7 protein-coding genes are annotated in these 14,100 nt (G+C 70.2%); 5 read left to right on the forward strand and 2 right to left on the reverse strand.

The features are described from left to right. Window positions 1-5: 5 nt before the first annotated feature. Both KY572_RS37950 and KY572_RS37955 read right to left on the reverse strand, forming a co-directional pair. Complete coding sequence (locus KY572_RS37950; RefSeq protein ID WP_224248607.1) at window positions 6-3,794, reverse strand: serine/threonine-protein kinase; 3,789 nt, start codon at window positions 3,792-3,794, stop codon at window positions 6-8. A 132-nt stretch (window positions 3,795-3,926) separates the two neighbouring features. Further along, entirely contained in the window at window positions 3,927-6,965 is a 3,039-nt protein-coding gene (locus tag KY572_RS37955; protein ID WP_224248608.1) for a helicase-related protein, read from the reverse strand. 634 nt (window positions 6,966-7,599) lie between these two features. Here KY572_RS37955 and KY572_RS37960 point away from each other — a divergent pair. From KY572_RS37960 to KY572_RS37980, 5 genes are read left to right on the forward strand one after another with little or no spacing between them, the layout of a single operon-like run. After that, complete coding sequence (locus KY572_RS37960) at window positions 7,600-7,878, forward strand: hypothetical protein (protein ID WP_224248609.1); 279 nt, start codon at window positions 7,600-7,602, stop codon at window positions 7,876-7,878. Then, entirely contained in the window at window positions 7,827-9,440 is a 1,614-nt protein-coding gene (locus KY572_RS37965; protein WP_224248610.1) for a cytochrome c3 family protein, read from the forward strand. Before KY572_RS37960 ends, KY572_RS37965 begins: the two co-directional genes overlap by 52 nt. A 29-nt stretch (window positions 9,441-9,469) precedes the next feature. Continuing rightward, entirely contained in the window at window positions 9,470-10,633 is a 1,164-nt protein-coding gene (locus tag KY572_RS37970) for an FIST signal transduction protein (RefSeq protein WP_224248611.1), read from the forward strand. Continuing rightward, entirely contained in the window at window positions 10,633-13,584 is a 2,952-nt protein-coding gene (locus KY572_RS37975) for a response regulator (protein WP_224248612.1), read from the forward strand. The genes KY572_RS37970 and KY572_RS37975 overlap by 1 nt, the downstream gene beginning before the upstream one ends. Beyond that, window positions 13,577-13,981, forward strand: a complete 405-nt coding sequence (locus KY572_RS37980; RefSeq protein WP_224248613.1) for a response regulator — start codon at window positions 13,577-13,579, stop codon at window positions 13,979-13,981. Before KY572_RS37975 ends, KY572_RS37980 begins: the two co-directional genes overlap by 8 nt. The last annotated feature ends 119 nt before the right edge of the window (window positions 13,982-14,100 follow it).

Below are 14,100 nucleotides of genomic sequence, written 5' to 3' on the forward strand. Positions count from 1 at the left end.
CGGCCTCAGGGCCTGGACATGGACGGCATGACGATGGTCGACAGCCGCTCGGGGGCGCGGACGGCCTGGCGCGCCATCCACTCCTCGGACTGGCGGATCAGCGCCCGCCCCTCGTCCCCGCCCAGCAGCTCTCCGCGCCGGCGCTGGATGGACGTCATGGCCAGCGCCATGCCGTGCGCGCGCGCCGCCTCCTCCGCCACCGAGAGGTACCGCAGCGCCTCCGCGTCGTTCCCCTGTCTCCAGGCGACGCTGGCCCGGAGCATGGTGCCGAGCGGCGCCGCGGCCCAGCTCACCTGCTCGCGCTCCAGCGCCCTGGCCGCCCGGAGGACTTTGCGCAGCACGCGCGTGTCTCCGCCAGGCGCGGCCTCCAGCTCCACCAGCGCATCCCAGTAGCCGGTCTCGATGCGCAGGGCCGGCACGGCCATCAGCCCCGAGCGCAGCAGCAGGAAGCGCCTCGCACGGGTGATGGACAGCGCTCGCTGGCTCTCCCCCAGGTAGAGGGCGAGCCGTAGCTGCGCCGCGGAGTCCCGGTAGTGCTGGATGTGATAGCCGCGCTGCGTCCAGCCCTTCATGGCCGTGCGCAGCGTCTCCCTGGCTCGCTCGGGCTCATCCGCGACCAGGTGGACGAGGTAGTCGGTCGTCACGCGCACCATCGTCTCGCAGTGCAGGTTGCCTCGCTCGCGAGCTTCCTCGAGCAGCGACTTCACCAGCGCGGCCATGCGGGGGAACTCGCCCATATGCCACAGGCTGATGGCCCACTGGGTCCGCGCGAAGTCCAGCTCCCACGGCACTCCCGCGCAGCGCTCCTGGAGCACCGAGGTTGCCTCGCGCAGGAGCGGCTCGGCCTTCCGGTAGTCCCCACGCGTCATGGTGGAGATGCCCATGCTGAGCAGGGCCATCCCCAGCGCGTGCGGATGGCCCTCGTGCTCCGCGAGCTCCCGGGCCCGGCGCAGCAGGTGCTCGGTCTCCCCGGTGTCCCGGCCCCCGCGCAGCGCCTGGATGATGGCGTGCAGGGACAGGGCCCGGGAGAGCCGATAGGGCTCCCCCGCCTCGAGCGCCAGGAGCATGTTGCGCGTCTGGAAGTCCGCGGAGCGCAGGGGGTTGGTGATGGTCAGCCCCAGCGCCGCGGCCCAGGTGGTGTCGATGAGCCGCAGCGTCTCCTCGGGCAGCGCCGTGGCGGGCCGGAGCTGGAAGTCGAAGCCCCGCCGCCTGAGCCGGAGCTTGCGCACCGCCAGGGACAGCAGCGCTCCCACCGACGTGGAGGGCTGTGAGAGCCCCGCCTCGCGCAGCACGCGGGAAAGCACCTCCAGCCCCTCCTCCGTGTAGCCGCCCAGCAGGAGCTGCTCCATGGCCTGCCGACGATGCGCCAGCGCCTGGGCGGGCGCGCTCGCCTCCGCGACCTGGAGGTGCACCTTCGCCGCCTCCCGAGGCCTCCCCGCGCTGGAGAGCGCCTCTCCCATGCGGGCCTCGAGCGCATGCGCCTCATCCGCGGCCAGCGTCCGCGTCTCCAGCGCCGCGCGGTACAGCCGGGCCGCGCGATCGAAGGCCAGCACCTCGTGAGCCCGCGTGGCGGCCTGGACGGCGTAGCGCGCGGACTTCGGCAGCTCTCCCGCCTCGCGGAAGTGGAAGACGAGCTGCTCCAGCTCCGCGCGCCCGGACTCCTCCAGGGCCAGCGCGAGGCCCCGGTGGTGTCCCCGGCGCACCTGGGGCGCGAGTTGCGTGACGACCACCTCGCGGATGCGATCGTGGTAGGGCAGCAGCTCCTCGCGGCCCTCCACGCGCCGGACTCGCAGGAGCTGTCCCGCTCGGAGCAGGGCCAGGGCCTGGAGCTCCTCCTCTCCGCCCGGCGCCCCCGAGGCGGCGCGCGAGGCGCTCGTGCGTGCCAGGGGCTGGCCCGCCACGGAGATCACCTCCAGCAGCCGCCGCGCGGGCTCGGGCAACCGCTGCAGCCGGGCCTGGATGACGGCCTCCAGGCCCATCGGCATGTCACCGGGGCCGGCGCTCTCTCCAGCACGGGGGCTCGGCGCAGAGGACTCCTCGATGTACCGGGCCAGCTCCGTGAGGAAGAACGGACTGCCGCGCCCCTCCGAGGCCAGCGCTGGCGTCGTGGGCAGTGCCTGCGCGCCCGTGCCGAGCAGCGCTTGCATCAGCGCCTCCGACTCGGTCGCCTCCAGCTCGCCCACCTCCACGTCGTGCAGGGCGAGCGAGGTGTAGGGCTCCTCGCGCAGCGCCCGGAGGAGTGTCGACAGGGCCGGGCTCGTCTCCGCCTCGTCCTGACGGTAGGAGGCGAGCAGCAGCAGGGCCGGCGCGGATGGAGGGCGCAGCACCTCCAGGAGCAGGGCCACGCTGTCGAGGTCTCCCCACTGGAGATCATCGATGAAGAGCACCAGCGTCCCACGGCCCGCCAGGCCCACGAGCAGCTCTCGCAGCGCCAAGGCGCCGCGCCGGCGGAGCTGGGCCGGCTCTCCCGTCTCGAGCCGGCCCGGCACCGGCGCTCCGGGCAGCTGCCCGAGCACGGGAAAGAGCCTCGCCAGCGCGCCGAGCTCCGGCGGGAGCAGCGCCTTCAGCTCCTCGCGAGGCAGCCGCCGCAGGTACCGGCAGAGCGCGTCGACGAGGCTGTCGAGCATCTTGTAGGGCACGGACTCCTGCTCGAAGCAGCGGCCGGAGAGCACCACCCGCTCCGGCTCCGAGCCCCGCGCCTGCAAATCCTCGAGGAAGCGGTTGGCCAGCGCGCTCTTGCCCATGCCCGAGGGGCCGTGGAGGAGCGCGATCGCCGTGCGGCCCTCCCGCGAGTCCGTGAGCGCCTGCTCGAGCCTCTGGAGATGAACGGAGCGCCCGACGAAGGCCGCGCCGTGAGACGCGGGCCGCTCTCCCAGGCGAGGCCGGGCATCGGAGCGCGCCAGCCGCTCCAGCACCTCGGCTCCCGAGGGACGCTGCTCGGGAGCGGGCGCGAGCAGGTCCAGGCAGAGCGTCTCGAGATCCTCCGGCACTCCCTGGGAGAAGGTGCTCGGCGGCGGAGGCGGCGCGTTGGCCGGAGCCTTGATGGTGGGCGGGCGGCCCGTCAGCGCCTCGTAGAGCATCACCCCGACGGAGTACCAGTCCGCCGCGGGCCCGATGGGCTGGGCCGCGGCCTGCTCGGGAGACATGTAGCGAGGAGTCCCGGCGCCCTTCGCCTCCTGGAGCGCCGCCGCCATGTCCGTCACCAGGCCGAAGTCCAGCAGCACCACCCGTCCACCGTCCGCGACCATCACGTTGGAGGGCTTGATGTCCCGGTGCAGCTTCCCCGCGCCGTGCAGGAAGCCGAGCCCCTCGGCGAGTTGCCGGAGCGCATCCCGCAGGCGCTCCTCGTCGAACGGGCGCTCCGAGCCCGCCGGAGTCCGCACGGCGTCCAGGAAGGAGCGGCCCCGGATCAGCCCCATCGTGAGGAACCACTGCTCCCCGTCCGAGTGCAGCTCGTAGAACTGCACGAGGTTGGGGTGGGCCACCCCCGTGAGCGTGCGGAACTCCTGCTTGAAGAGCAGGAGCGCGCTCGGATCCCTCCGGCGCATGAGCTTGAGCGCCACCACCGCGTTGCGCTCGCGATCGTGCGCCTCGAACACCGCCCCGAAGGCCCCGGCGCCGAGCTGACGCTGGAGCACGAAGCGCTCGGAGCTCCAGCCTCGGACGAGCTCGGCCTTGCCGGACACCGCGGTGTCCGAGGTGAGCCCGCTCACCGGTGCGTCGGATACGTGCGCCAGCTCGCGAAGGAATGCGAGCGTCGAAGAACCTTCCCTGGAGACATCCTGGTCGCTCACGCCCGCAGCGTACTCCTTGCGCATGACGGACGCAGGACGCGGCGCGGCGCGGGCCTCGCTACTGGAGGCCCACACACCCACGGATTAGCGTCAGCGCAACTTTCTCCAGGAGCTGAACGCCACTGTCGAGGCTCAGCGGTTGATGACGAAGCCGCAGGCCGAGTCGAGCACCACCTTCGCCCCGGAGAGCGCCTTCAGCAGACGCTCGTAGTGCGTGCGCTCCGCGTCCAGCTGCTCCTCGAGCGCCTCGGCCTTCAGCCCCTGGTGCCCCAAGGACAGCCGCATCCGCTCCAGCGCGGCGTCGCGCTCGGCCTCGATGGCCTTGCGCGCCTTCGCCGCCAGCCTGCCCAGCTCCGCCTCGGCGGCCTTCTGGCCCACCGGCACCGCCGTGTCCACGAAGGCGCCGATGTTCGGGAACGCCCGCGACACCTCGTCCCCCTTGAGCGCGCGCCCGTCCGCCTCCAGCACCGGCAGCAGGCTCGCGTCCGCCTTGGCCCCGCCCGGCGCCTCCGCCACCGCCACGTGCAGCAGCGTCCGCTCCAGGAAGCGCGCGAGCTGACGGCTCGGCACCCGGGCGCCCGGCGAGGTGTCCTCCGGCTCGGGCAGCTGCACGTGGTAGAGCAGCTCCAGCCCTCGCGCCTTCAGCGGCCCGCGCTTCTCCAGGAAGCGGAACCCGCTGCGCCCGTACGGCCCGTCCCGCAGGAAGCCGAACAGCGCCTCCACCAGCGAGTGCCCCGTGGCGAAGTACTCCAGCTCCTCGGCCTCCACCGCCGTGTCGCGCCAGAAGGTGCCCAGCACCGTCCGGTCCTCCATCACGTCCAGCCCCGGCAGCCCCTCCACGTTCAGCGCGTGGCCGAAGTGGAAGGCGCACTGGAAAGCCTCCACCTCCTCGTCCGTGTCCACCCGGATGCCCACCCGCTTGGCCAGCTCGGTGACGGTCTCCTCCAGCCGCTCGTCCAAGTCCCTCGCCACGCCCCAGAGCCCGTCCTCCAGCGGCTGAGCCTCGTCCTCCTCCTCCTCGTCCTCCTCGATGCCCATGCGCGCCTGCGCGCGCTTCACCAGCCGCTCCACCGCCGGCTTGTCGAAGGAGCGCAAGTCCAACAGCGGGTCATACGCGCGCTTCACCTGCGCCCGCGCCGCCTCCACCTTCGCCTTCAGCTCCGCCGCGTACGCCACGCGCGCCTCGCGCGGCAGCAGCGCCAGCTCCGCCAGCCGGTCCTCCACCTCCTCCAGCACCGCGTCCAGGCCGCCCACCGTCTCGCCGAACACGCCCACCGCGTCCGCCAGCAGCATCAGTACGTCCGAGGCCAGCGTCCCCGCCGGATCGAACACGTGGATCTCCACCGGCTTCGTCTGGCCGATGCGGTCCAGGCGGCCGATGCGCTGCTCCACCGTCGCGGGGCTCCATGGCAGGTCGTAGTGCACCAGGTGGTGCGCGAACTGGAAGTTGCGGCCCTCGCCGCCCACCTCCGTGCAGACCAGCACCAGCGGGCCCTCCGGGTCCCGGAAGCGCGCCACCTGCCTGTCACGCTCCACCAGCGGCAGGTCTCCATGGTAGCCGAGCGCCTCGATGCCCTCGCGCCCCAGCTCCGTCTGCAGCGCCTCCAGCGTGTCGCGGCTCTCGGTGAAGACGAGCACCTTGGCCGCCGCCTCCGAGGCCCAGATGCCGCGCAGCACGCCGAGGAACGCCACCAGCTTCGCATCCCTCGCCGGCAGCTTCAGGTCCGCCGCCTTGAGCGCCGGGTTGGCCTTCACCGCGCCCGTGAACGCCGCGGCGCTGGACTCCAGCCGGCGCAGCACGTTGGCCAGGGGCGCGCCGCGCAAGCTCGACGCCGCCAGCGCCGCCAGCGCCGCGTCACGCGTCTTCAGCTCCTCGGCCGTGGGCTTCACCGCGTGGCGGTGCAGCCGCCGCGTGGAGAAGCCGCCCACCACCGCGCGCCGGTTGCGCACCAGCCGATCCGACAGGCTGTACGTCTCCGCCAGGTGCTCCAGCAGCGCCTCCTTCTCCTTGAGCGCCTGGAGCTTCGCGTCCTCCGGGAAGCGCCTGGCCAGCGCCTTCACCGCCTTGGCCGGCTCGTTGCCCTCCAGCAGCGCGCGCACCGCGCTGGACAGCTCCTCCTGCCGCGCCAGCCGCTGCTCGAAGCCCTTCACCGTGGGCGCCGTCGCCGCGTCGATGAGCGTGAGCAGCCCGTGGTACTCGGCAGGGTCCAGCTGCATGGGCGTGGCCGTGAGCAGCAGCAGGCCCCAGCTGTTGCCCGCCAGCGCCTCGGCCGCCTCGAAGGCCTTCTCGCCCTTCAGGTGGTGCGCCTCGTCGATGATGACCAGGTCCCAGAACGCGTCCTCCTCGGCCACCGCGCGCCGGTGCTCCTCGGTGCGCGAGAGCATCTCCAGGCTCGTCACCACCAGCGGGAAGCGCTCCCACGGGGACACGTCCGGCTGCTCCTTCAAGGACTGCGCGTAGCGGTCCGAGTCCATCAGCGTGAAGAGCTGGTTGAACTTGTGGAACAGCTCCACCAGCCACTGCACCGTGAGGTGGCTCGGCGCCACCACGAGCACGCGCCGCGCCAGCCCCGACAGCCGCAGGGCGCTGAACACCATGCCCGCTTCAATCGTCTTGCCCAGGCCCACCTCGTCCGCGAGCACGAAGCGCGGCCGGCGCGCCGACAGCACCCGCTGCACCACGCCCACCTGGTGCGGCTTCACCATCACCCGGCTGGCCAGCAGCGCCCCCAGCGCGTCGCAGCGCCGCTCGTCGTCCAGCACCAGCGCCTGCTTGCGCAGCATGAAGGCCTTGGCGTCCCCCACCCGGCCCTCGCGCAGCGTGGAGAGCAGATCCGAGCGCGGCGGCAGCGCGCGCACCTCGGACTCCGGCATCTCGTCCTCCTCCCCCGTGTCCGCGTAGCGGATGACGTAGCGCCGCAGGCCTCGAGCGCCGGGCTCCTCCCGCACCACCGTGGCCTGTCGCCCCTTGGTGGTGACGATGGGCTCGCCAGTCGGCAGCGCGTAGGACACCAGCGCGCCGCCCTTCGTGGACACCAGCACCGGCGCGTCCTCCCGAGCAGGGAAGAAGACGACCGCCTTGGCGCCTCCCTCCTCGAGCATGGCGAGATGCCCCACGCCCCACTCGGGCTGGGGGAGGTAGCGGACCTTGATTCCTTCGACGAGGGGCATAGGCACTCAGAAGAGGTGATCGGACAGAAAGGGGGCTCGCCTCTTAACGCTCCGCCTTCGCGAAGGCCATCCCGCAGCGCGGGGCCTCGTCAGAGCGAAGCCGCACGCCGTCCGCTCGCTCGACCCGACCTGTTGAGTCACCCCGCGAGCTCCGCGCCCGGCTCGCGCGCGCCAGCTCCCGCGCTCGCGATCAGCCGCCTCCGACCCGCTTCGCTCGCTCGCCTTCTCGCTTCCAAAACCCCGGCGCCATACCCCTGCGGGCTCATCGTCTCCCGGGCCTTCCAGTGAGACCCTGTTTTCGCGAGCCTGATGCAGACTGGGAAGTCAAGAAAACCTTGGTGAGATATTGCTTTGACCCGTGCGGGAGACGATCCCAAAACGTCCTGTTTTCTCAATTGTTGGAGCGAAACAGGGCGATTTCGAACGGCCCACATTCAACACACCCGGATATTTTTCTTACTTGTTGAATTGTTCTGTTCGAAACGGATATTCTTTTTATGGCTCGAAAATGACTCTTCCGGTGAAAGCCGGAAATGATGAACCTCTGGTAAGCTCAGATTAGTAGAGCAAACAGGGGACATAACAGAAAACCGGAGTGCCCTCTCACTCCGGTGATTCGCAAGGAGGGGCCACCATGCGTGAGACGACCGAGACACTGGCAACGAAGTTCGAGACCACCCATCGGGTGGGGTTGCCGGGCGTCGGACTCCTGCTCGCCGCTCTTGCCGCCTTTGCTTCCGCCTGTGGTCCCCAGGACGAGGCGGGCACCCCGGACGAGCTGAGCATCCAGGCGCAGGCCATCGATGACGATGACGACAGCGATGACCGCCGCCGTCCCCCCCGTCGTCGGGCGGCAACGCGGTGGGCATCTCGCTCCTGGTGGAGGACGGCACGGCCACCCCGCTGCGCCTGAAGGCCGGCCAGGCCTTCTTCATCAACCAGATCGATCTGCGCGCGACGGCCACCTCCACTCACGACGAGGGCGTGCGTGGGCTGGACCGGACGGGCGACTTCAGCGGCCTGGGCTGGGGCGGCCTGCGCCTGGCCGAGGAGTCCTTCGAGCTGCTGGCCGGGCCGGACGGCTACAAGCGCCGCCGCTTCTACCGGGACGCCGCGTGGATGGACGTGCCCAGCTACTTCATGGTGGAGCAGGTGGACGCCCGCGGCCACCTCGTTGCCCTGCCCATCATCCTGAACGCGGGCTCCAACGATAAGCGCCGCGAGGACGACGACTTCTTCGTCCGCCGCTTCCGCGCCATCCAGTGGACGTACGGCTGCGTGAGCGAGTCGAGCTGCGTCGGCGCCAGCAACTTCCTGCAGGAGGCGCTGGTGGAGCTGCGCAACGCGCGCACCCCCTGCAAGAGCAAGAACTTCACCCTCCACCCGAGCACCAAGGCGCTGCGCCTGCGCTGGTCCCTGCGCCCGGTGGCCCCCTACACCATCCCCGTGGAGCAGGTGGCCCAGCCGGCCTACGCCTACGGCTTCGACATCGACGTGAACGCCATCACGCCTCCGCGTGCGGATGGCACCTACGCGCCGGGTACGTCCATCCAGTTCCGCCTCACCCTGAAGGACGGCGCCGGCCGCCGCCTGCACCCCCAGGGCTCGCTTCCCACGTATAATGAGGTCATCTCCGGCTCCGTCGAGTCGGGCATCCAGTACTACCAGGCGTTCTTCGATCCGACGGCGACCTACTACCGGCGCAAGCACCGCGAGCGCATGCTGATGACGCAGATCATCGGACCGGCTCAGCTCATCAAGCCCATCCGCTCCATCATCGACATGGAGGGGTTCCTGGGCCCCAACGACGTGCAGACGCTGGGCACGTTCGAGCGCGACGGGGTGTTCTCCCAGTTCCAGACCTTCCCCCCCGGCAACGATCTGTTCGGCGGCGCGTTCGATCCGGCCCACCTGGGCTGGGCCGCTCCGGTGAGCGACGCGTGGACCTATGACATCCCCGCCAACGCCGTGCCGGGCACCTATCTGGTCACCGTCAAGGGCCGCCGCACCTTCATGGGCGAGGACCTGCCGGCCAGCAAGACCATCGAGATCCAGGTCGGCACCCGGCAGCGCACCACCGCGCCGCTGACCACCGGCCCCTGCAACAGCTGCCACAGCCAGGGCGGCGAGCTGAGCGCCGTGCTCCACGGCAACGACAACCGCGCCGCCTGCTCCGGCTGCCACACGCCGCTGGGCTTCGAGCTCGAGGGTCCCATCTTCGTGCGCGTGCACTTCATCCACTCGCGCTCGGACCGCTTCGACGCCGAGCTCGCCCAGTGCAGCAAGTGCCACCTGAGCAAGGAGAGCATCCAGCGCACCAGCAAGGCTGCATGTTTCTCCTGCCACAAGACCTGGTCCCGGCAGCACGAGGCCCAGTTCGGCCCGATCAAGAACATGTATGTGGGTGGTGGACGGGAGTCCTTCCAGCAGTGCACCAGTACCTGCCACACTACGCACCCGAAAAGCGGCCTCTAGCCGCCCCCAACCTATTCAGGAGGTCCTCCATGGCACAGGTGAAGATGCAGACGGCTCGAACCTCGGAGAAGGAGCCCGTCGCGGCCGCGGAGGACCTGCTGAAACAGCTGGGCGGTTTCCAGCCCAAGCTGGTCATGTTGTTCGCCTCGCGTGAGCGCGACCAGAGCGCGCTCAACCGCGCCGTGCGCGAGCGCCTGCCCAAGGGCTGCCGCCTGCTGGGCGCCACCACCGCCGGAGAGCTGGACAACACCGGCATCTACTCTGGCCAGGTGGTCATCGGCGCCCTGGCCGGTGACTTCGACGTGGGCCTGGGCATGGGCGTGGGCCTGAGCTCCGACGCGGTGTCCGCCGGCGCCACCGCCATCCGCAAGGCCTGCGAGGAGCTGGGCGTGCGGCAGGCGGACCTGGATCCGCGCAAGTACGTGGGCCTGGTGATCGACGACGGCTTCCGCTACAAGAAGGAGGAGCTGCTGCTCGGCATCCTCGAGAAGAACCAGACGCTGGTGCTCGTGGGCGGCGGCGCCAGCGACGACAACCGCGACATGAGCAAGCAGTCCGCGCAGCTGCACGTGGACGGCGAGGTGGCCACCGACGCCGTCGTCGTCGGCCTGTTCCGCACCAACGCGCCCTTCGCCGCCCTGCGCTCGCACTGGTACATCCCCACCGGCGAGCGCATGACCATCACCAAGGTCGACGAGACGCACACGCGCGCGCTGGAGATCGACGGCAAGCCGGCGGCCCTGCGCTACGCGGACCTGCTCGGGTGCCAGCCGGCGGAGCTGGAGTTCGGCACCCCGAAGGGTTTCGCCGTCCGCCCGACCGCACTCCGAGTGGGGCGCGAGTACTTCATCCGCGCGCCCTGGAAGCCCATCCTCGAGGACAACTCCATTCTTTTCGCCAACTTGCTGGAGGAGGGCTCGGAGCTGGAGCTGATGAAGATCGGCGACATGGCCGGAATGACGAAAACCTTCTTCACCGAGGAGCTGCCCAGGCGGGTACACAACCCCCAGGCCGCCCTCCTGTTTCACTGCGGTGGGAGAATGTGGTACGCGAGCGCTACAGGTAAGGTGCCGGAGCTAGCCCAGACCTTGCGCTCCGCGCCCACGGCGGCTGGAATGAATGTGCACTTCGAGATCTACTCGGGGTTCCACATCAACACCACGCTGACCGTGCTGGCGTTCGGATCCAACTGATGAGCCTCTCCCCCACCGCGCAAACCGAAAGCCCAACCCACCGCATCCTCCTCCTGACCAGCGAGCGTGAGACCGAACAGGTCCAGAGCGCGCTGCGCCGCTCGGCGCCGCAGGCCCAGGTGGAGCGTGTCACCAGCGCCGACGCGCTCACCACGGCGCTGGCCAGGCCGTGGGCGCTGGCGGTGATCGGCACCGAGGCCCCTGGGCTGTCACTGGCCCAGGTGCAGGCGGTGTGGAAGGACAAGGGTGGCACCACGCCCTTCGTGGTGCTGTCGCAGAAGTGGAGCGACGACACGCTGGCGGCCGCCACGCAGGCCGGCGCGTGCGACTACCTCACCGAGGAGCAGCTGGGGCGGCTGGGGCTGGTGCTCGCGCGCGAGCAGCGCATGCGCTCCAGCCAGAACCGCCACGAGTCCTCCGAGGAGGAGCTCAAGCAGACCAACTGGCTGCTCAACACCATCATCGACAGCCTGCCCTTCATCCTCTTCGTGAAGGATGCCAGGGAGCTGCGGCTCAAGGTGGCCAACAAGACGTTCGCCGACTCCTTCAAGGTCACCAAGGACTGGCTCATCGGGAAGCTGGACCACGACTACTTCCCCCAGGACCAGGCCGACGCCTTCGTGAAGGATGATCGCGAGGTCATCGCCACCAAGCGCATCAAGGTCTTCGACGAGGTGGCGCGCGTCGTGGATCAGGACCGCCGCTTCGGCACGCGCAAGGTGCCGCTCATGGACGAGAAGGGCGAGGTCCGCTTCGTCATGGGCGTCACGGAGGACATCACCGAGCGCCGCCAGAGCGAGGACGTGCTGCGCGCGTCCAAGGCGGAGCTGGAGGCGGCCAACAAGAAGCTGGCCGAGAGCCTCGAGGAGCTCAAGCGCTCGCGCTCCGTGTCCGCCCGCTCGCTGGCCAGCTACCAGCAGCGCGCCCTGCAGATGGAGATCATCCGTCAGCAGAACGAGGACCTGGACAGGCTCGCCACGGAGCTGGCCATCGCCAAGCGCAACGAGGAGGAGCGCGCCCGCGAGGCCGAGGCCGCCGCCCGCCTCAAGAGCGAGCTCCTGGCCAACTTCAGCCATGAAATCAGAACGCCCCTCAACGGCATCATCGGCTACTGCGACCTGCTGATGCGCGAGGAGGGCAGCCGGCTCACCGCGCACGGCCGGCGCGACCTGAACGTCGTCAAGACGAACGCCAAGACGCTGCTGGCGCTGATCAACGACATCCTGGACCTGTCCAAGATCGAAGCGGGCCGCGTGGAGGTGGTCGTCGAGCGCGTGGACGTGCAGGAGCTGGCCGAGGAGTGCCTGGCCACGGTGCGCGAGTACCTGAAGGGCAAGGACGTCGCGCTGACGATGAACATCGAGGAGCGCGCGCGCTACCTGCAGACGGACGCGCTGAAGCTGCGGCAGGTGATGCTCAACCTGTTGAGCAACGCGGCCAAGTTCACCGAGTCCGGCGAGGTGGCGCTGGGGACCAGGGCCGAGGGCAACGAGCTGGTCATGACGGTGGAGGACACCGGCGTGGGCATCCCGGCCGACCAGGTGGACTACATCTTCGAGAAGTTCCGCCAGGTGGACGGCTCCACCACGCGCAAGGTGGGCGGCACGGGCCTGGGCCTGGCCATCGTGCGCGAGCTGAGCAAGGTGCTGGGCGGCAACGTCACCGTCACCAGCGTGCTGGGCCGCGGCTCCACCTTCACGGTGCGGCTGGCCGGCGTGCTCGAGAGCGCCGGGCCCATGCCGTCGGCGCCCTCGGCCAACGCCGCGCCGGAGCAGGAGCCGGTGGCGGTGGAGGAGGTGGCCGCGAAGCTGGCGCCGCTGGCCGCCGGCAGCACGGTGCTGGTGGTGGACGATGATCCGCTCATGCAGCAGCTGGTGGTGGGCCAGCTGGAGCCCGCCGGCTTCAAGGTCATCCCCGCCGGTGATGGCGTGATGGCGCTGCGGCTGGCGCGCGAGGCGAAGCCCCAGGCCATCATCCTGGACATCCACCTGCCCCGGCTGGACGGCTGGTCCGTGCTCAGCCAACTCAAGAGCGAGCCGGGCCTGGCCAGCATCCCCGTCATCCTCGTGTCCGTGGAGGAGCAGCGCGCGCGCGGCTACTCGCTGGGCGCGTGCGAGTACCTGGTGAAGCCGGTGGAGCCGGACCGCCTGGTCGAGGTGGTGACGCGCACCCTGGGCAACGCGGCCCTGGCCAGCGGCGAGGTGCTGGTGGTGGACGACGACTCCAGCACGCGCGAGCTCGTCAGCCGCAGCCTGCGCCGCGCCGGCTTCTCCACCTCCGAGGCCCACAGCGGCGAGGACGCCCTGCTCAAGGCGCGCGTGTCGCCGCCGGTGCTCGTGGTGCTGGACCTGATGATGCCCAACCTCGACGGCTTCGAGGTGCTGCGGCGGCTGCGCTCGGAGAACCTCCACATGCCGGTGGTGGTGCTCACCGGCAAGGAGCTGGACGTGCGCGAGCAGTCCACGCTGCGCGACGGGCTGATCGCCTTCGTGCGCAAGGGCGGCCACGCCATCGACGAGGTGATTGGCCAGGCCAAGACGCTGCTGCTCCAGAAGCGCGCGGCCGTCAACGGCCGGCCGCCCCGCATCCTCTACGTGGAGGACAACCCGCAGAACCGCGACATCGTCCGCCGCTACCTGGGCAACAACTACGAGCTGCTCGAGGCCGAGGACGGTGAGCACGGGCTGGAGCGCGCCCAGCGCGACACGCCGGACCTGGTGCTGATGGACCTGTCGCTGCCGCGCGTGGACGGCTGGGAGGCCACGCGCCGCATCCGCGCGCTGCCGGCGGCCATCTCCAAGGTCCCCGTCATCGCCGTCACCGCCCACGCCGGCCGCGAGTACCAGGACAAGGCCCTGGCCGCCGGCTGCACCGCCTACCTCACCAAGCCCCTGGATCGGGACCAGCTGCTGGATACCATCCGCAAGCACCTGGGGAAGAGCCATGCCTGAGGGGGTGCTCCGCGTGCTGGTCGTGGATGACGACCCGGATCTGCTGGATCTGGTGGCGCGCTCGCTGCGCGCCTACGGCATCGAGGTGGAGACGCACCTGTCCGCATTGGGCGTCTCCACCCGCATCCGCGAGTCCAGGCCGGACGTGGTCCTCATCGACGTGAACTTCCCCTCCCTCAAGGGAGACAAGGTGGTGTCGCTGGCGCGCTCCCAGGCGCCAGCGGGGACCAAGTTCATCCTCTATTCGGCCTCGGATGAGTCCCAGCTTCGCGCGCTCGCCAGCACCTCGGGCGCGGATGGCTACCTCTCCAAAAGCGTCCAGGGAGCCGAGCTTGCGCAGAAGATCGAATCCTTCCGCCACAAGCCTCCCCGCCCCACGCCCGTGCCGCTGGTCTGAGTTCCGCTGTTTCAATGACTCGGCTGTCTGTCTTCTCTTGAATTCGCCCGTACGCTCTGGAGGGCCAAGCCTTGCGGACCCCTGACTACAGTGAGGCTGAAAAGTTACGCCGCCAACTG

This window comes from Hyalangium gracile, from assembly GCF_020103725.1.
Classification (GTDB): Bacteria; Myxococcota; Myxococcia; order Myxococcales; family Myxococcaceae; genus Hyalangium; species Hyalangium gracile.

Bases quoted from the DNA above. Each gene is read 5' to 3' on its own strand.
- KY572_RS37955 (WP_224248608.1), bottom strand. From the start codon at position 6,965: ATGCCCCTCGTCGAAGGAATCAAGGTCCGCTACCTCCCCCAGCCCGAG.
- KY572_RS37960 (WP_224248609.1), top strand. From the start codon at position 7,600: ATGCGTGAGACGACCGAGACACTGGCAACGAAGTTCGAGACCACCCAT.
- KY572_RS37970 (WP_224248611.1), top strand. From the start codon at position 9,470: ATGGCACAGGTGAAGATGCAGACGGCTCGAACCTCGGAGAAGGAGCCC.
- KY572_RS37975 (WP_224248612.1), top strand. From the start codon at position 10,633: ATGAGCCTCTCCCCCACCGCGCAAACCGAAAGCCCAACCCACCGCATC.
- KY572_RS37980 (WP_224248613.1), top strand. From the start codon at position 13,577: ATGCCTGAGGGGGTGCTCCGCGTGCTGGTCGTGGATGACGACCCGGAT.